Raw genomic sequence first — 17,122 nt, 5'->3', positions numbered from 1 at the left:
CCCTGGCGTCATGCGGCCCCGGATCAACGTCCCGCGAGTGCGCCGAGTGCGCCGAGTGCCCGCAGCGCGGGCGATCGGCCCGCCCGAGGGACCGTCCACAGCACCTGGCCCCGAACGCCCCATGCGGCGAGCAGAGCGTTGGCCGCCAGAAATCCGGTGGTGGCGGCGCGTTCCATCAGCGCGACCGGGAGGTCGCAGCGGATCGCGTCACCAGCCAGCGTCAGCCACGGGTGGGGGGTCCGCACGGTGGGACGCCGGTGGTGGGAGCCGACCGGGAAGAGCGGGCAGTCCGAGCGCCACTCGTGCCGGGCGTCGACGATGCGCGCCTCGCGTGTCTCCAGGTACACCTGACGCAACCGGTCGACGAGCATGCTCTGCACCTTCTCCCGTTCCGCATCGGCAGCGACGGCGTAGGCGTGCAGTTCCACCACCGAGCCCCCGTTCCGGGCGGCCCAGCGGGCGGCCTCGCCCTCGTAGCGTTCCAGGACACTGATGTTGTCCAGGCCGCCGTACCCGCTGGTGCCGAGGAATCCGGGGCGATCGGCACGGACAGGCCGGTCGAGCCAGAGCCGGGAGACGAGGAACCGTGGGGCGGTACGCAGAGCGGCGATGTTGTCGTGCCAGGCGGCGGTGCCCAGGCCGGGTGACGCGGCGACTACCTGGCGCAGTCCTCCGGTGTCGAGGGCGAGCACCGCCGCCTCGTGCCGGTCCGCGCCGGTGTCGGTACGCAGCGCGACTCCCCCACCGTCGCGCGGGTGGACGTCGTGCACGGAGGTGCCGGTGCGGACGACCACTCCGAGGCGCTGGAGGTAGTCGCCGAGCGGCTCCCACAGGGCTTGCGGGAAGGGTTCGTTCGGTACGTCGAAGAGCAGGCCCTCGGCCGAGCCGAGGAAGTAGATGTGGAACATCAGCAGCAGTTCCGCGGCGGACAGTTCGCGCGGGTCGGCGAAGAAGCTGCGTGAGAACACCTCGAACGCCAGGTGGTGGGCGGCCTCGGGGAAGCGGACGCGTTCCAGGAAACGGACCGCGCTGACCTGGTCGAAGCGTTGGTAGACCTCGGGCACCCGGACGTCGAGGAGCGGCAGCGCCGCCCGGGCGTCCATGGTGACCAGGTCCCGCCAGCCGAAGGTGGGGCTCAGGGCGACGAAACCGAGTGCGCTGAACGGTGGTGTGCGCGGGACACGGGCAAAACTGTCCGTCAGGCCGCCGCTGTGCCGAAGGGGGTAGTCGGGCAGCGGAGTGAGCCTTGTGAGGTCGGGGTCGGTCCGCCGCAGCAGGCCGCGCAGGTTGTAGTACTGGCGGAAGAAGGCGTGGAAACCGCGGCTCATGGTCGCCTCGGATCCGTCGGCCAGGCGGATGCGCCAGCCGGCGAGGCGGCCGCCCAGTGATTCCTCCCGTTCGTAGAGGGTCACGCGGGCGCCGCGTTCGGCCAGCAGGGTGGCCGCCGCGAGACCGGCGATGCCGCCGCCGACCACGGCGACGGACGGCGCGTCCCCGTACTCGAACCTGGCCCGGCCGGGTTCGGGCATCAGGACCTCGGCCTTGCGGTCGCGGCCCCGTCGGGCGCCACCGTGCGGGCGGGCGCTCACCGGGCGTGCTCCCCGGTGGCGGAGCCGTTGCGGGCGAGGAAGGTGTGCACGATGCCGGTCTGCCACCCGGCGACGGGGACGGCGCGCACGTCCGTGAAGCCCGTACGCGTCAGACGGTCGGTGAAGGCGGGTGCGGTGTCGAAGGCGAGGACGCTGCCCCAGAGGTGGCGGTACAGGGCACGGTCACCGCTGAGCGTGCCCGCCGGAATGATCACCCCATGGCACACGGCCGTCCACAGGGCGCGGTGGACGGCCGAGCCGCTGAGGCTGTACTCGTGGACGGCGAGTCGTCCGCCCGGTCGCAGCAGTGCCCGGACGGTCGCGAGGACCCGATCCGGGTCGGTGACGTTGCGGAACAAGTAGGCGGCGAAGACCGCGTCGAAGGGACCCGCTCCGGCCGTCGCCACTTCCTCTGCCGTCAGATGCAGAAAGCGCACGCGTGCGGGCCACGGCTTGGCCAGCGCGCGTCGCAGCATCCCCGGCGAAGCGTCGACGGCGGTGATGCGAGCGCGGGGCGCGGCCCGCAGCAGGGCCCGGGTCGAGGCGCCGGTGCCGCAGCCGAGGTCGAGCACGTGGAGTCCTGCTCCGTCTCCGGGCAGCCGTAGTCTGCGGGCCGAGCGGAGGAGGTCGGTGCGGTAGCCGGGGTTGAGGGCCGTGAGACGGTCGTAGGTGTGCGAGGCGTGGTCGAAGGCGCGTGCCAGATCGTGGTCGCGCAGCAGTGTCATGGGTGGCTCTCTCCGATTCGCGGGGCGGGGCGGGCGCGGCGGGGCAGAAAGGGGAGTTCAACGGCGGTCCGGAGCATCGGGCCGACGGGAGTGCGCAATCCGATGCCCCACTCCTCCCAGGGCGAGGTGGCGCCGTCGAGGAAGCGCAGCAGACGTTCCGGGGGCGTACGGCGGAACAGGCCGGTGAAGAAGTCGGGGCCGTCGATCCGTCCGGTGTCCAGGGCCCGCAGCAGCACCGCGTCCATGGCCAGCGCACGCCGCCCGTGCGGCGGGGGCACGATCTTGCGCCCCTCTCGCAGAGCGGCGGCGATGGCTCTGCTCTGCCGCTGCACGGCGGCGAAGGTGTAGCCGGTCGCCGGGCGTGTGGCGCCGCCCGCGGTCCCGATACGGAAGACGGCCGCCCCGACCCGCCGGGGGAAGCGCGCGTCGGTCATGGGGATGACACCCTGTTCCGCCGCTTCCACGGTGAACGCACCGAGGGCCAGGATCTCGCGGCTGTAGTGGCCGAGCGCCGCCTCGTATGCCGCGGTGGTCAGCGGAGTCCGGGAGAACTCGGTGTACTCGACCAGAGCCCGGTCCGGCGCCAGCGGAAGGACGTAGCCGAAGGCGAGCCCGTGACGCGGCTGCGGCACCCGGAAGTCCATCAGGTCCGCGACCGCGGGATCGAACCGGTTCGCGGACGTGCGCACGAACCAGCCGCGAAAGTGCTGCAGCAGCAGCGTCCGGGCCGGCGGCAGGGCGCGCAGGGGACGGGAGTCGAACACATAGCGGGCGCGCAGCGTCAGCGCCCGGCCATCGGGTGCCGTGCAGTGAACTTCCGCCCCGTCAGCCACGTCCCGTACCGCGTCCGCCGTCGCGCGCAGGACACGCCCACCGGGGAAACGGGCCAGCCGGGAGTGCACCAGCCGCTCGAACTGCGCGGACCGCAGTATGCGGTAGCGCAGCGGGGCCGGATCAGCGGTGACCTCGCCGCCGTCGGCGCCGTGGACGCGCAGCCGGGACCAGGATGCGCTGACCGCTTCGTCGAAGTCGCCGGTGCCCCGGTCCCAGTAGCACCAGGTCCGTTCTGGCGGCCGCAGCGAACCGTCCGGCGGCTCCACCACGGTCACGGTGGTGGAGCCGGTCTCCGTCAGCCGGTGCGCGAGGCTGAGTCCGGCCGCGCCGCCGCCCACAATGACCACTTCGGACCTGGTGACGAGGTCTGAGGCACGTCGGCTCACCTGGCCCGCCGCTCGACGACGGGCGTTCCGTCCGGGGCCGTACGCAGGAGCTCGGCGTCCGTCGCCGGCGCGTCGGCGACGGCCCTGACGACCTGGCGCGGGTCGCCTCCCGAGGGCATCGGCGGGGCCGTGCCCGCGACGGGCCGGCCGGCGAAACCGCTGTCCGGGTGGCCCGGCCGGATGCCCAGCACCCGGACGCCGGCGCCCCGCGCCTCACGGCGCACGGCACCGAGCCAGGTGCTCAGCGCGGCCTTGGAGGCGATGCAGCCAGCCATCCCCGGCTGCGGGCGCTCCGCCACCACGTCGGTGACGGCGGCGAGCACCGAACCAGGTCGCATGATGCCGAGGGCGGCACGCAAGAACGCTGCGGGCGCGAGGACGCTCACCGCCATCAGGTACTCCGCGACCTCGCCACCGACCTCTTCCGCCTCACCGAAGGCCACCGCCCCGAACGCGATCACGACAGCGTCCAGGCCACCGAGGGCAGCCGAAGCTTCGTGCACCGCACGGGCGCAGGACTCGGGGTCGTGCGCGTCGAACAGGACGGTCGGAGCCCCCGGGTACGACCGGACTGCCCGGTCCAGGCGGTCCGGGTCGCGTCCGGCGAGGGCAGGACGTGCGCCCAGACCGGCCAGTTCGGCTGTGAGCGCACCGCCGAGGACGCCGGTGGCGCCGGCCATCTGCGCACGCGCGCCTTTCATTTCCACGCCTCGCTCCGGGTCGCGGGGACGAATCCCTGTCTCTCTTCCGTGCACTGTTGGTCAGGACCTCCCGGGCGGCCCGTGTGCCCGCCGCCGGCGCGCCCTACACGGATCCGGTCTGCGCCGGTCCTCCCAGGACGGAGCTGGAGACCAGTGCGGTGCCGGGCGGCGCGTAGGTGGGAGCGACCTCGGTGAGCACACAGGTGTTCAGCACCGCTCCGGTGCTGTCGGCGGGCAGACAGAGCGTCCCTCGCACCATGCTCCGCCAGACCAGGTGGAAGAAACGGCCAGAGGTCTGCAGACGGTCCTCCAGGAGCACTCCGGACAGGAAGGGCCGCAGGATGTGGGCGACTGCCGCGTCCGACAGCCCGGCCCGGGACAGAGCGGCCGAGCCACCCGCCGTCCGGCTCGGCTCAGGTCCAGGGCGCAGGCGAGACCGGCACCGACCACGACAGTGTCCGGCGCCCCTGTCCCGCGATGATGAACGGCCATGGTCCCTCCTTCGATGCGATCACCTGTTCAATCGGAGGTCGGGCGCGTCCTCGGGCTTGCCCTATGGGTGGCGCCGCACCGTGAGCGCCCGACACGGCTGTCACACCCCGGACGACAGCATTCGAGCGCTTGACACGTCCGTCCAGCTGATCACGTTCCGTCCACCGATGCCAGGAGCCGCCTCGGCCGGAGGGCCGACGGGCGACGGCACCTCACCCGGACGCGACCGCTTCCACGACCGCGACGGCCTCCGCCAGCCCCGGTGGCCGCGGCAGCCTGGGCACGATCTGCCCGGACCAGCCAGGTCCGAGCGTCAGGACGACCGGCTTCCTACGTGCACCTCGCACGGCTCGCGGTGGTGCGGGACCGCGCTCTACGCCTGGGGCAGCGCCGATGACAAGAACCTGGCGCTGAAGACCCAGACGTTCAGCGGCATGGAATCGACGCCCAACGCCGTCCACGCGGGCGGCAGCGGCGCCGCCGTCACCCCGAACTCGTCCGACCGGTAGCTCGCCTGGGCCGCCGGGGCCGGAGCGGTGACGCTGAGGGCGTCCTGGTGGCCCGCAGGGTCCCCGTCCGGCGTGCCTGAGACGACGCGACAGTTCAGGTCCGACGATGGCGGCTGCCACTCTGGCAGTCGTCCTCACCTTGCCGGGTCCGCCGTCGGAGCCGGCCCCGCCCCCGCCCGACTTCGGACCTGCCACTTCGGTGCGGAACGCTGAGGCGCCCCCGCGCCCGAGCTCCGCGGGGCAACCGGTCGACGTCGCTCACCAGGACGAGCCACCACCCCGGCGCGTTCTGGTGGGCGGCGTCGGCATCGACGCCAGATCATGCCGGTGGGTGTGACCGCCGGTTCCCAGCATGATCAGTCCTCGTGCTGGTACGACTTGTCTACCTGATCGCCACAGGGATCTTCGCGTGGCTGTTCCTGATGACTCGATCCTCTGCGGCCAGGAATGCGGAGGTCGCCCTGCCGGGGCCAGGCTGGCCGGACCGTGCACTGCTCGCCGCCCTGACCCGACTGCTCCCCCGCGCCCTGCGCGAACACCGGAGCGTCCCACCGCGCACCCTGCCGGCCCGGCACCAGCGCCTGATGAAGCAGAAGTGGACGCAACCGCCCTCTACCGGGCGCCCGACCCTGCCCGAGGAGATCCGCGACCTGATCATCCAGCTCGGCACCGAGAACCCTCGATGGGGCTTCCGGCACATGCACGCGCCGTCAGGGCGACCCTGCCTTTGACGAAGGCGATACCTGTGCGTCGCCACGTCGCGGGTTTGTCCCTCTTTGCACATTAGATGCGCGACACATCTACCCCGGGCCGCGCCTATTTCGGGATGGTGCGCTTTTCCAAAGGGCGCACGGCAGGACCTTGGAGGATCCTTCCGTCCGGTGCGAAGCGGGAGCCGTGGCACGGGCACTCCCATGCCTGCTCCGCGTGGTTGAAGGACACGATGCAGCCGAGGTGGGTGCAGCGAGCCGAGACCGCCTGGAGCGAGCCGTTCTCATCCCGGTGGACGGCGCACTGCCGGGTACCCAGGCGCACCACGGCGCCGTGACCCGGCGGGATGTCGTCGGGTGCGGGGCCCGTCACGGGTGACAGCCGGTCGCCGACGAAGTGCCGGGCCACATGGGCCTGATGCTTCAGGAACGACGCCCCCTCGCGGAACACGGAAGCCAGGCGGCGCGGATCGTAGAGGCCGTCCCACGCGACCTCGCGGCCTTTGATCAGGTCGCTGAGCAGACTGCCCGCCATGATGCCGCCGCTCAGGCCCCAGCCGCCGAACCCGGTGGCCACGTAGGTGTGCCGACTGCCGGGGTGGAGCGGCCCGACCAGAGGTACGGAGTCGGTGGAGTCGTTGTCCTGCGTGGCCCAGCGGTGGGTGAACGTGAGGCCGGCGAAGTGGTCGTCGGCCCAGGCGGACAGCCGGGCGAACCGCTTCTCGACGTCCGCGGTGCCGGGGACGAAGTGTTCCCCGGTGACGATCAGCAGGCGTCTGCCGTCACGGTACGGCGCGCTGCGCACGGAGCGTGTGGCCTGCTCCGGCGTGATGTACATGTCGCGCGGGGCGCGGTCCTCGTCGATGGTCGCGGCGACGACGAGTTCACGGCGTGAGCCGAGGCGGGTGAACAGCAGGGCCCGGTCGAAGACGGGGTAGTGCGTGGCGATCACGACCTCGTTGGCGTGGACCGACACACCGGTGTCGGTCCGCAGGACGCAGGGTTCGCCCTCGGTGAGGCCGACGACACGTGTTGCTTCGTACACCGTGCCGCCGCGCCGGCGCAGGTCGTCGGTGAGCGCCAGCAGGTACTTGCGGGGATGGAACTGCGCCTGCCCGCTCACCCGGACCGCGCCGGCGACCGCGAAGGGCAGTTCGGTATCGGTGATGAACTCGGCCGGAAGACCCGCCTCACGTGCGGCTTCGGCCTCCGCCCGCAGCTCCCCGGTGCGCTGCGGATCCTCGGCATAGGTGCAGGCCGCCGCCTCCTCCCACTCGCAGTCGATGCCGAGTTCGTCGACGATCTCGGAGGCGTGCCGGATCGCCGCGGTCTGGGAGCGTGCGTACAGGCGTGCGCCTTCGGGGCCGCGGGTGCGGCGCAGGTGGTCGTACACCAGGGTATGCAGAGCGGTCAGTTTGGCCGTCGTGTGGCCGGTGACCCCGGCGGCGACACGATCGGCCTCCAGGACGGCAACCTCGCGTCCCTGCCGGACCAGCTCCCAGGCCGTGCTGAGTCCGGCGATGCCACCGCCGACCACGGCGACGTCGACGGTGAAGTCACCGGACGGCGGGCTAGCGAGGTCGCCGGGCGGAGCGGACTCCAGCCAGTAGGACCCCTGGATTCCTGTCTCGGCGTTCATGGCGGCCGAGTGCCCCTCGTGGTGCGCGATACGCACGATATGGCGTGCCGCCCGCCGCAGGCTCGCCAGCGGCCTGCTCTCCCGTCCGCCCACGCCCGCGAGGCATGGCCCAGGGCGGATCCGTGAAAGCCGGGAGGCGGCTGTGTGCGGTGTCGCCTCCGGTGCCTCGGCTGCCACCGGAGGCGACGGGTGGACCGGACGGGGTACGCCGGGAATGCGACCAGCGGTCCGGTGTCGCGCCAGCGGTCTCCCAAAGCCGCTGACGGCCACGGTCCTCGCGCCGGCGGGCGGCGCGGGCAGGCGTTCATACGGCGATCACGGGCAGGGCGACAAGGCGACAGGGAATCTCGGTGTCCCCGTTGAGGTGGTAGCTGGCGCACACCCGGTGATAGCCGTCAGCTATCTGCAGAGGGTGGTCGAGGTTCAGCTCGCCGCGTACCAGGAGGATCGGTGAGAGTGGCTTGCCCTTCCTGGCATGTTTCAGGTCCTTTGCGACCTCGGGGTCATCTGCGGGAAGCAGTTGCAGTCGGGCCGCACGCAGGATGTCCTTGGCGCGATGCCGCACCGTCGGCGCCTGCGAGAACAGCGCGGTGAGGACATCCACGAGAGCCGGAGCTGCCGTCAGTCGCAGAAATGACTCGGCTGCCGGGTAGTCGTGCCCTGTCGGGGCATCGGCCCAGCTCACGGTTACATCCTTCGCCATAGCACGTCCCTCCGACATGTCGACGATCAGCGAGTCGACGACTGCTGGTCGCAAAATGTCCGCCCACCGGCCCGTTGCGAAAACCGCGAGAGGCGGGTAGCAGGTCGGGGCCGGGGGCCACGCGGGTGCCCGACGGTCGTGCGGGGCACCTGGCCACATTTTCGGCTACCAGTAGTGCCGTCGCCCGCCGACCGCATGCCCCACAGAGCCCAGGACCCACAAGATCGCTCCAATCACGACCAAGGCGATTCCAATGGTCCACAAAATGGAGATCCCGGCCAGGAACCCAATGACGAGAAGAATGACCCCCAGGACGATCATGGCATCCTCCGATCTCGCACGAATACCCTCCTTCCCACAGTGGTCCTCGGCTGTCCCCACGGCAACCGCTCCCGGATCAGCTGACCTCCTGGCGCCGCTGCTCGGCCCTCACACGGTTGGACCGTTACCCAGGAGGGAACATATATGAACAAAAGACCCTAGATACGGGTGCCCGCGAGAGCCGCTGAGAGGACTGGTCATGAGGCTGGGCAAGAAGACCGCGCATTCCGCGGAAAAGGAAAAGGGAAAGGTGAAGAAAAGGACCGGAAAGGCCGCCGGCGACCGTTCCCTGGAGGCCAAGGGGAAGGGTGAGCAGGCCAAGGGCGGTCTCAAGCAGGCCGGGCAGAACATCAAGGGCGCTTTCAAGCGCTGACAGAGCACTCCGGATCCCCGGTCGGCCAGAGTCTGCCGGAGGGGATGCCGGACCCTCTGGCCCGGCGGGCTGGTGGCCGCCGCTCGCGCTGGACGTCTGCGCGGGCGGCGGCCAAAGCGTGCCCGGGGCTGCGACTTCGGAGTGCGCGGCGGGGCCGGCGGTCAGGCGTTGAGCAGGCGGTCGAAGAAGGACCCCCCAAGGCGCGGTAGTGGACCATGGCGCTCCGCAGTTCCTCGGTTGAGGTGTTCCTGTCTCCGGCGCGACGGTTGATCTCGTGGGCAATGCGGTAGTGCTGCAGCGTTTCGGCGTGTTCAACCGAGAGATCGCGCTTCTGTTGCTCGTATCCCTCGGTCGGGTAGCCGCGCTCGCCATCAGCGTGGTCACGAGCTGGCCCGCCTCGCCCACGGCCCGGTCAGGACCATGCACGAAGTGCTCCTGCACGATCCCGGTGGATTGCCGACGAGGCGTGAAGGCCACCGGCCCCAGGGAGGGTTTGCCGGTTGTGCAGCGGTCTTCGCGCTACTGCACCATCACACCCGCGCTCACCCCTTGGCCCGCCGCCGCGTCGGCGATCGCCCCGGCCTCGGCTCGCACAGCTACGTAGTCGCATGACGCCCATGGCGAACGTGTCTCAGGTGTACGTCCGCGTATACGCAGAGTCGACCGCAGCCCCAGAGTGTCAGGGCCATCCTCGCCCTGCGTGGAGCACGCCCGGCGCGCAACCGAGAGATCTCGTGGCACCGGGGTACCCATCCGGGTGGCCGGTCCCTCATCACCTCGACGGCCCGCAGTCCCAAAGGAGCACCGGATGCCATTGCCAGCAGGGCGGGGAGAGCTGTCCACCGCGCTCGTCGACGCCCTCCTGGGCGCGCCCGGGGAGGCGACGCTGCCCGCGGGCCGCCCGCTGCGGGAGGCGGATCCGTACGGGGACGACCTGCAGCTCGGGCTCTATCTCTGCTACGAGCTCCACTACCAGGGTTTCGCCGGGGTGGACGACGGCTGGGAGTGGAATCCAGACCTGCTCCAGCTGCGCCAAGCGCTGGAGCAGCGTTTTCTCGCTGCGCTGCGCGCCGACGCCACCAGACACGACGAGGTGGCGACCGCCCTGGAGGGGCTGCTGGTGGAGTCGGGCGAGGACGTGGGAGTGTCGCACTATCTCAGGGACGAGGGGGAGCCCTGGCAGCTGCGTGAGTACATCGCCCAGCGTTCGCTCTACCAGCTCAAGGAGGCTGATCCGCATGTGTGGGTGATCCCGCGGCTGCGAGGTGAGGCCAAGGCGGCCATGGCGGCGGTGGAGTACGACGAGTTCGGCGCCGGACGCGGGGAGCGCGTGCACGCGGAGCTGTTCGCCAACCTGATGGCGGGCCTGGGTCTGGACCCGACGTACAACGGCTACCTGGACGCCGCGTCGGCGCAGATGCTGGCCGTGGTCAATCTGATGTCGCTGCTGGGACTGCACCGCGCGTTGCGCGGCGCTCTGGTGGGGCACTTCGCGACGGTCGAGATCACCTCATCGCCCTCCTCCGACCGGCTGGCCCAGGCGCTGCGCCGCATGGGAGCGGAGGAGGCGGTCGTGTTCTTCTACACCGAGCATGTCGAGGCCGACGCGGTGCACGAGCAGGTCGTGCGCCATGGCGTGGTCGACGGCCTGCTGCGGGACGAACCGGGGCTGGCCCCCGATGTCGCCTTCGGAGTCGACGCCACCGTCTTCCTGGAGGACCGGCTCGCGAGTCAGCTTCTGGGCGCTTGGCGCGACGACCGCTCCTCACTGCGTATTCCGCTGTGACCTCGGCGGACGGCGGCGGTGGCTGGTGTCGCACCACGGATAACGCGCGCTGCGGCCGCACAGACACACCGCAGCCGTGAAGCGGTCAGAGCGGACCACGCGGCCGTCCGGCAGGGCCACCTCGACGGGACCTTCGATCAGCATCGGGCCGTCCGTTTCAAGCGTCACCCGCACGACAGGCTCAGGGCTGTCGTACCTCCACCGCTCCGCACGCGTCCCGTCGCTGTCGTTGCGCTCGTTCGGCACGGATCACCACCAGCTCTTCGGTTTCTTCGCCCGGTTCGATCAGCCCGCGGCCCTCCAGCCACGCGGCCCGCTCGCGCAGCACCGGTCCGAACGGGATGAGGCGGCGGTCCACCACGGCCGCCCGCATATCCGCCTGCCCCAGCCGCCTCACGGTTCCTTCGACGCCGCACAGCGCGGAGTGAACCAGAAGGAGCACACCTCCAAGGCGCAGCAGCGGTGGCGCGTCCCGGCAGATCCGGTCGACCAGTGCCCGGCCGTCGACACCGGCGTTCCACGCCACGGCGCGGCCGCGGCGGGCGCCCGGAGAGGGCACGTAGGGGGGATTGGCAACGATGAGATCGAAGCAGCGGTCAGCCACCGGGGTCAAAAGATCCCCGCGCATCACTTGGATCCGCAGCCCCTCCAGCCGGGCGTGGAGCCACGCCGTCGCCACGGCCAGGGCCGAGACATCGACCGCGGTCACCCGCCCGGCACCGCGCCGGGCCGCAGCGATGGCCAGGGCACCGCTACCGGTCCCGACGTCCAGGACGGCGGTGTCCTCGGTGATGTTCTCGCGGCGCAGCGCTTCGGTCAGCAGCCACGTGTCATGCTGCGGCGCGTACACCCCTGGAGGGGTCATCAGCACCATGCGCCATGAGTACCCAGAGATGGCGCCGAGCCACCGGTTTCGCGTGGTCGGCCCTGGCGCGCGGCTCCATGTCCAGTGCCGCGTTCGCGGCAGGAGCCATCATTTCCGTGGGTAACACACCCCAGGAAACCGCTCTCACGCCCGATGGGGCCCGCGCGTATGTGGTCAACTGTGGCTCGAACACGGTAAGTGTGATCGACACCGCCGCCGGCGCCGCCACCATCGGCGTCAGCGCCCAGTCGCGCTTCGTGGCCGTGCGCCCGGACGGCTCCCATGCGTATGTGGCGAACGCCGACCCTGACACGGATGGCGCCCGCACCGCAGCCTGGTCGCACGCCGCCACGCGGCCGCCTCCCGCCCCAAGCGTCAGGGAAGGCCACGCACGATGCGCTCCGTCAGGCCGGGATCGACCCGGCACCCGAGCGGGCCTGCAGCACGTGGGCCGACTTCCTGCGCTCCCCGGCCGATGCCCTGCTGGCCTGCGACTTTTCGGAAACAGCCACAACCTGGTCATGGACCTTGAGGACGCGGGCTGCCGGGCGCGGTTCCTGATCCGGGACCGGGACGGGAAGTTCCCCGCCATCCGAAGGCAGCCACTCACGGGGTGCCGGTGGCGGAATCGGCGTCCGCACCCATGCGGTGGAATCAGGTGCGGTGGCGGCCGGCGGACCCGACGGGCCCCGATGCCGTACCTGCGGCTTCCTGCCGTCCTTGTTGAGGAGGAGGCGGCCGTCAACGACGCGAGCGCCGCCGCGGTTTCTCCTTCTCTTCGGCCTCATCCTCCACGTCCTCAGGCTCCTCTTCTTCCTCGGCTTCTTCTTCCTCGTCCTCGCCCTCTTCCTCCTCATCCTCCTCTTCTTCCTCGCCTTCGGGCTCTTCTTCCTCCTCCACGACCTCACCCTCGTGCACCGTGCCCCGCCAGCCCTCGATCTCGTCGGGTTCAAGCAGCACCTCGGTCATGAGATGGCGACGGAAGTGCTTGAGCTCAAGACGCGCGCGGCGGCCCTGGGCCCGCCAGATATTTCCGGTGCGCTCGAAGAAGCCCTGGGGGTAGTACTGGAGGACCAGCAGGATCCGGGTGAGATCTGGAGCTATCTCATGGAAAGTCACCGCCCCGTTCACATGGCCCTTCTCAGCCCGCGACTGCCAGATGATCCGCTTGTCCGGCACCTGTTCGAGGATCTCGGAGCGCCACTTGCGATGGGACCAGAAAACCTGGGCCTTCCACTCCATTTCCGTGTCGGACTCCTGTTGGACGTCCTCGACCTTCTTCATGTAGCTGGGAAAGTCCTCGAACTGGGTCCACAGGTCGTAGGTGAGGGACACGGGGGCACCGACGTCAATCTGTTCGACGATGTTGGTGACCTTCAGCTTCTTGTCCTTGCCGCCACCACCGCCGCCGCCGCCGAGGCCCGGTATGGCCTCCTTGGCTTTGTCCATGACCTTGTCCTTGGCCTTGCCCAATCCGGCCTTCACCATGGGTTTCACTACGGCACCGAGTCCGCCTCCGGAACTGCCGTCCCCGCCGATACTGCTCACCGATGACAGGGCTTTCTCACCCAGTGCGGTGAGGAGATTCTGCGCTTCCTGCTTCAGACGGTCGGTGGGCAGCTGCTTGGCGAGGGTGCCGACCCCGCCCGTGTGCTGGTTGTCCGGTTTCTCAGCCATGCCCCATCACCCTCGGCTCCGTCCGGACCCTCCGGCCTCGGTCTTCTTTTCGTGCTCGGCCGGATGGTCAGCTGACTTCTTCGATTTGCCGGCTCGGGACCGCCCCTCGTCCTCGGGTCCCTTCTGCGATTCGGCTTCATCCCCCCGTGCGTGGTCCCCCTGTGACGACGACTCATCCGGCTCCTGGCCATTCGGGCCGGGACGCAACGCCAAGGCCCGCTCCCCCAGGGCGTCACTCAGGGAATTCATTCGATTGCTTATTGTCGATATGGCTGCCGAGCGCCCCGCAGTCATCAACTCACCGCGAAGCTCCTGGCCGAGTCGGCCGAGCCCGGGGGACTTCGCCTGCCCCCCATCGGCCACATCGCCGCCGGACAGGAAGCGTCTCCCGGCCGTCAGTCCTGCGAGGGTGATAGCCCAGCGCATCTTGTGCGTGCGTCCGACGAGGTAACCGCCGGTGAAAACCAGGGCAGCCTGGATGTTCTTCATGCTCGCTCCTCCTCCCGCCACAAAGACGAGGCCGTCAATCAGGTCATATAAGCAAGTATGGTGCATATCGTTCGATCGCGGCATGTGGCCATGCCTCGGGAGCCATGGATGCACCACGCCGCTACCGGATCCGAGGCCGTCACACTCAGGCCGCAAGCGTCAAGGCTGGGCCAGCTACCGGCCGCTGACGTTCGCGTGGCGCATCGCGACTGCGGAAGAACGTTCCCACCATGCCCCCAAAGGACCCACTTCGCGACCAGACTGACAACGAGTCGGACAGTGGCGGTCGAGGGCCCGAAAATATGGCGCGCAACCACGCGGCCAAAGCCCCGTTCGCTGACCGGAGCTGTCGGCTCCGGTGGCGGGGTGTAACCGTCAGCAGGGAGAACAGCGACCGCTGCACGACAGATCATGAAACCGTGCGTCGAGTGCGCAGGCGCGCCCAACGCAGGGCACGGCCCAAGGCGAGGTCGTGGTGGCCAGGCTTATGATGAAGCCGAGGGATCGTTGTGACCAGTCGCCACATGAGCCGGCTCCTCCCTCGTCCTCGACGAAGACGACCCGCGGGCACGTCAGCCCTGGCCGGCGCCGCTCGCGCGCTAGCGGACTCCCACAGCGGGGACCTGCTGGAAGCGTTGCCGACTGAGAACACGGCATCCCCGTGACGTCCCGGCCCTGCCCCCAGACCGGCACACGACCCGGGAACTCGTTCGTTTCGTTCTCGAGGGCACCCCTGGTCGTTTCGCTCGCCCCGCGTCACTCGCCACGGAGGGGGAACCCGGAGGTGACCCCGAGAGGGAACACCCTAAGGAGCAACCGTCATGATCAAGAAGCTGCACGACATGGGCCTGCGCAGCGAGCACGCCTACACCGCCGCCGTCGCCTCCATCGGACTCTCCGTGCTCACCTGGGCCGCCTCCCTGCGTGCCGAACCCGGCGCGGGACTCGACCGTGCCGACCGCTGGGGCATCTACGTCGGCGAGTGGGCGCCCACATTCTTCGGCCTCGGCGTCGCCCTGTCGCACTACGAGCAGGAAGAAGGCTCGCTGTTGGAGAAGGCACACACGGATGGAGAGCGAAAGCGGCAGATGACAGGCACTGCTTAGCAGGACCCCTCGGCCACACCAAAACCGAGGGGGGTAGGGGTCCGGTCGCCGCGGCGCCATGTGGGCCGACTCGAACCGGCGACCTCGGACTCACAGGACGCGCTGCCTTGACCGGCTGGCGGACGGGCACGCTGCGGCGCGGTACGGCTGGGTACGGCGCTAGCGTTGTGGGAGTGCCCCGCCGCGGGAAAACGCCAAGTGTTTTGCCGCGACTTGAGCTTGCGTCGATACGCCAACCCAGACAGCCAGGCAGGGGGCTCACTGTATCTTTCGCAGAATGGCGGGCGAGGGCGGCCGTCGAGTCTCTGCCCCATCTGACGCACTTGGCGCCGCTGCGGGTGACGCTGCTGGCGGCTGCGGCACGAGCGGGTGCGGGAGTGCCGGGCCCGCGCGTGCCAAGGATGTGACTATAATGCGGAGCCCACTCCTGTCCCATCAGCGAGACGGCCTCCGCGCGGAGTCGGCCACTGCCGCATCAGCACAGTCGGCTGCCCGCAGTGACCGCGTGCTCGACGCCGCGGACGCCACCGCGTGACATTGTCCGGAGGTCAACCACCGGCGCCCGCCGTACCCTGGGATGGACGTGCACTGCCCCCCTTTCCGGACTCGGCAGGGAGTTGACGCATGGCTGTACGGCACCAGATGATCCGCCGCAGTCCCGAAGCGGTGTGGGCGGTGCTGGCGGACGGTACCCGCTACGGTGACTGGGTCGTCGGTACCTCGCGGACCCATCCCACCGCCGGAACATGGCCCCGGACCGGATCACGCATCGTCTATACAGTGGAACTCGGCCCGTGGAAGGGCAGCGGAGAGACCATCGCCCGGCGCAGCGAGCCACCGCACGTTCTGGAGCTGGAGGCCATCAGCGGATGGCTCGGCACTGCCAGGATCGCCCTCGAACTGCGCCCGTGGGGCGAGAACACCATGGTGATCTGCGACGAGCATCCGCTGCGCGGGGTCGCCGGGAAGCTACACAACGCGGTGGTGGACGCTCTGATGCAACTACGCCACCGCAGCATGCTCAGCCGGCTCGCCGAAGTGGTCGAACGTCACGAGCCTCCCGGACAGTGTGAACGCGGCCACGACACGTGCGACCCTACGGAGCGGTAGCCGGTCGGCCGGGAGCGGCCGAATCGCTGGTAGACACCGGTGGGCGGCAAGGATTTGGCGCAAACTGTCCGTGGAAGGCCTGGCTCACCTGGGCGTCAACGGCCGCTGGCCCGCACGGGTGCGCGCACGGCCAGATCTCCGACCCTGGCATCCGGCAGCGCTCGGGCCACATCGGCGAGCGCGCTGGTGTCACCGGCCGCAGAGCCGCCCCCCGTTGTCTTCTCCACGGCTCCGCAATGCAGCCCCCGACCTCCGGGCCCGAACACGCTGCCAGGTGGCCTGTCTGCCAGGGCTGACGGTGCGGCGGATCGCCGACCTCTACCCCGGCGAGGCCAAGACCGACGCCACGACGCCCACGTGATCGCGGTCGCAGCCCGCGCCCCGGACGTGGACACCCGGGCGGTAGAGCCGGCGTGATCCTGGCTGGTGGCCAGCCGATCCTCCGCGGACGACCGCACCCAGACGGACGAACTCTGAAGCCGATACGTGGCCGCGCGTAAGGCAACCGGCCCGCATCGCGGGCGAGGGCTGGTACTCAGTGGCGGGCTGGGGCGATGTGGATGCGGGTGGTGGCAGTGAGGCGGTCGCTTTCGAGGGCGTGGCGGAGTTGAGCCAGTGCCTGGTGGATGTGCCGGTTCGCGGCGCCTGGGTCGGTGTCGGCGGTGAGGGTGACGGTCAGTGTCAGTCGTGGAACGGTGGCGGCGCCGGTGAGGGTGGCCTTGGCCCGTCGCACGTAGGGGCTGGCGGTCAGGTCCTCCTCGAGTGCTTCGGTGGCGGCCCGGGCGGACAGATGAGTGGCGCCGTGGCGAGGGTCGGGCTCGGCATTGATGTGGTGGATGGCGTCGGTGTGGGCCTGGGCGGCGAGCCACCACAGTGCGAGGAGTGCGAGCAGGGCGGCGCACGCGGCGACGGCGGCCCAGAACCACCAGTGGTCCGCGGCGTAGCGGCGAGCCTGCTCGTCGATCAGTGGAGCGTGGGATGCCCCGAGCAGACCGGGGCGAAGGTCGAGGCCGCGGGCGAGTGCGGCGCCGCCGCCCGCGGTGAGCACGAGGCCGACCGCGAGGAGCGCGATGCGGTTGGCGCGGGCGGTGGGGCGGCGCATCGGGC

17 protein-coding genes and 5 pseudogenes are annotated in these 17,122 nt (G+C 70.3%); 9 read left to right on the top strand and 13 right to left on the bottom strand.

Annotation, left to right across the window (positions count from 1 at the left end):
- Nucleotides 1–23: 23 nt before the first annotated feature.
- The 5 genes and pseudogenes from ACWY4P_RS46730 to ACWY4P_RS46710 all read right to left on the bottom strand — a co-directional run.
- A complete protein-coding gene (locus ACWY4P_RS46730; RefSeq protein WP_456213290.1) occupies nucleotides 24–1,529 on the bottom strand; it encodes an FAD-dependent oxidoreductase in 1,506 nt (501 codons plus the stop codon).
- Between the two features lie 56 nt (nucleotides 1,530–1,585).
- The gene (locus ACWY4P_RS46725; RefSeq protein WP_456206886.1) at nucleotides 1,586–2,314 is read right to left on the bottom strand and encodes a methyltransferase domain-containing protein; all 729 of its coding nucleotides are present in this window, start codon (nucleotides 2,312–2,314) and stop codon (nucleotides 1,586–1,588) included.
- Complete coding sequence (locus ACWY4P_RS46720; protein WP_456206885.1) at nucleotides 2,311–3,495, bottom strand: lycopene cyclase family protein; 1,185 nt, start codon at nucleotides 3,493–3,495, stop codon at nucleotides 2,311–2,313. Before ACWY4P_RS46720 ends, ACWY4P_RS46725 begins: the two co-directional genes overlap by 4 nt.
- Before the next feature lie 35 nt (nucleotides 3,496–3,530).
- Nucleotides 3,531–4,235 (bottom strand): SDR family NAD(P)-dependent oxidoreductase, encoded by a 705-nt coding sequence (locus ACWY4P_RS46715; RefSeq protein ID WP_456206884.1) that lies wholly within the window; start codon nucleotides 4,233–4,235, stop codon nucleotides 3,531–3,533.
- A gap of 130 nt (nucleotides 4,236–4,365) precedes the next feature.
- Nucleotides 4,366–4,626, bottom strand: a pseudogene (locus ACWY4P_RS46710) (hypothetical protein); the annotation flags it as partial.
- Nucleotides 4,627–5,092: 466 nt separating this feature from the next.
- Here ACWY4P_RS46710 and ACWY4P_RS46705 point away from each other — a divergent pair.
- A pseudogene (locus ACWY4P_RS46705) lies at nucleotides 5,093–5,316 on the top strand (DUF4397 domain-containing protein); the annotation flags it as partial.
- Nucleotides 5,317–5,601: 285 nt separating this feature from the next.
- On the top strand, nucleotides 5,602–5,967 hold the full coding sequence (locus ACWY4P_RS46700; protein WP_456206883.1) for an integrase: 366 nt from the start codon (nucleotides 5,602–5,604) through the stop codon (nucleotides 5,965–5,967).
- An 85-nt stretch (nucleotides 5,968–6,052) separates the two neighbouring features.
- Here ACWY4P_RS46700 and ACWY4P_RS46695 read toward each other — a convergent pair whose 3' ends face one another.
- The 3 genes from ACWY4P_RS46695 to ACWY4P_RS46685 all read right to left on the bottom strand — a co-directional run bounded on the left by ACWY4P_RS46695 (nucleotide 6,053) and on the right by ACWY4P_RS46685 (nucleotide 8,609).
- Complete coding sequence (locus ACWY4P_RS46695; protein ID WP_456206882.1) at nucleotides 6,053–7,585, bottom strand: FAD-dependent oxidoreductase; 1,533 nt, start codon at nucleotides 7,583–7,585, stop codon at nucleotides 6,053–6,055.
- 304 nt (nucleotides 7,586–7,889) lie between these two features.
- A complete protein-coding gene (locus ACWY4P_RS46690) occupies nucleotides 7,890–8,270 on the bottom strand; it encodes a hypothetical protein (protein ID WP_456206881.1) in 381 nt (126 codons plus the stop codon).
- Between the two features lie 183 nt (nucleotides 8,271–8,453).
- Complete coding sequence (locus tag ACWY4P_RS46685; RefSeq protein ID WP_456206880.1) at nucleotides 8,454–8,609, bottom strand: DUF6131 family protein; 156 nt, start codon at nucleotides 8,607–8,609, stop codon at nucleotides 8,454–8,456.
- Between the two features lie 199 nt (nucleotides 8,610–8,808).
- On the opposite strand from ACWY4P_RS46685, the gene ACWY4P_RS46680 reads away from it, so the two are divergent.
- Both ACWY4P_RS46680 and ACWY4P_RS46675 read left to right on the top strand, forming a co-directional pair.
- Nucleotides 8,809–8,982 (top strand): CsbD family protein, encoded by a 174-nt coding sequence (locus ACWY4P_RS46680; protein ID WP_456206879.1) that lies wholly within the window; start codon nucleotides 8,809–8,811, stop codon nucleotides 8,980–8,982.
- Nucleotides 8,983–9,790: 808 nt separating this feature from the next.
- Nucleotides 9,791–10,768 carry an iron-containing redox enzyme family protein gene (locus ACWY4P_RS46675; protein WP_456206878.1) on the top strand — a complete coding sequence of 326 codons (978 nt, stop codon included), beginning with the start codon at nucleotides 9,791–9,793 and terminating at the stop codon, nucleotides 10,766–10,768.
- On the opposite strand, the gene ACWY4P_RS46670 is transcribed toward ACWY4P_RS46675, so the two are convergent.
- Together ACWY4P_RS46670 and ACWY4P_RS46665 are read right to left on the bottom strand one after the other, a co-directional pair.
- On the bottom strand, nucleotides 10,748–10,942 hold the full coding sequence (locus ACWY4P_RS46670; RefSeq protein ID WP_456206877.1) for a CDGSH iron-sulfur domain-containing protein: 195 nt from the start codon (nucleotides 10,940–10,942) through the stop codon (nucleotides 10,748–10,750). The two genes, ACWY4P_RS46675 and ACWY4P_RS46670, sit on opposite strands and share 21 nt — an antisense overlap.
- Before the next feature lie 7 nt (nucleotides 10,943–10,949).
- Nucleotides 10,950–11,642, bottom strand: a complete 693-nt coding sequence (locus ACWY4P_RS46665; RefSeq protein ID WP_456206876.1) for a HemK2/MTQ2 family protein methyltransferase — start codon at nucleotides 11,640–11,642, stop codon at nucleotides 10,950–10,952.
- Nucleotides 11,643–11,647: 5 nt separating this feature from the next.
- On the opposite strand from ACWY4P_RS46665, the pseudogene ACWY4P_RS46660 reads away from it, so the two are divergent.
- Together ACWY4P_RS46660 and ACWY4P_RS46655 are read left to right on the top strand one after the other, a co-directional pair.
- Nucleotides 11,648–11,833, top strand: a pseudogene (locus tag ACWY4P_RS46660) (hypothetical protein); the annotation flags it as partial.
- Nucleotides 11,834–11,952: 119 nt separating this feature from the next.
- Nucleotides 11,953–12,226, top strand: a pseudogene (locus tag ACWY4P_RS46655) (integrase); the annotation flags it as partial.
- A 148-nt stretch (nucleotides 12,227–12,374) separates the two neighbouring features.
- On the opposite strand, the gene ACWY4P_RS46650 reads toward ACWY4P_RS46655, so the two are convergent.
- Together ACWY4P_RS46650 and ACWY4P_RS46645 are read right to left on the bottom strand one after the other, a co-directional pair.
- Complete coding sequence (locus ACWY4P_RS46650) at nucleotides 12,375–13,310, bottom strand: SRPBCC family protein (protein WP_456206875.1); 936 nt, start codon at nucleotides 13,308–13,310, stop codon at nucleotides 12,375–12,377.
- A 6-nt stretch (nucleotides 13,311–13,316) separates the two neighbouring features.
- Nucleotides 13,317–13,799, bottom strand: coding sequence for a hypothetical protein (locus ACWY4P_RS46645; protein ID WP_456206874.1), 483 nt, complete (start codon nucleotides 13,797–13,799; stop codon nucleotides 13,317–13,319).
- An 821-nt stretch (nucleotides 13,800–14,620) separates the two neighbouring features.
- Here ACWY4P_RS46645 and ACWY4P_RS46640 point away from each other — a divergent pair.
- The 3 genes and pseudogenes from ACWY4P_RS46640 to ACWY4P_RS46630 form a co-directional block, all read left to right on the top strand.
- On the top strand, nucleotides 14,621–14,905 hold the full coding sequence (locus tag ACWY4P_RS46640) for a hypothetical protein (protein WP_456206873.1): 285 nt from the start codon (nucleotides 14,621–14,623) through the stop codon (nucleotides 14,903–14,905).
- A gap of 624 nt (nucleotides 14,906–15,529) precedes the next feature.
- Nucleotides 15,530–16,015, top strand: a complete 486-nt coding sequence (locus ACWY4P_RS46635) for an SRPBCC family protein (RefSeq protein WP_456206872.1) — start codon at nucleotides 15,530–15,532, stop codon at nucleotides 16,013–16,015.
- A 268-nt stretch (nucleotides 16,016–16,283) separates the two neighbouring features.
- Nucleotides 16,284–16,393: pseudogene (locus ACWY4P_RS46630) on the top strand (IS110 family transposase); the annotation flags it as partial.
- 157 nt (nucleotides 16,394–16,550) lie between these two features.
- Here the strand turns inward: ACWY4P_RS46630 and ACWY4P_RS46625 are convergent.
- Nucleotides 16,551–17,117: a hypothetical protein gene (locus ACWY4P_RS46625; RefSeq protein WP_456206871.1), complete on the bottom strand. Its 567-nt coding sequence runs from the start codon at nucleotides 17,115–17,117 to the stop codon at nucleotides 16,551–16,553.
- Nucleotides 17,118–17,122 lie beyond the last annotated feature (5 nt).

The organism is Streptomyces sp. LZ34 (genome assembly GCF_053890475.1).
Note: the sequence above shows the minus strand (reverse complement) of the source record. Positions and strands in the feature narration are given on the sequence as shown.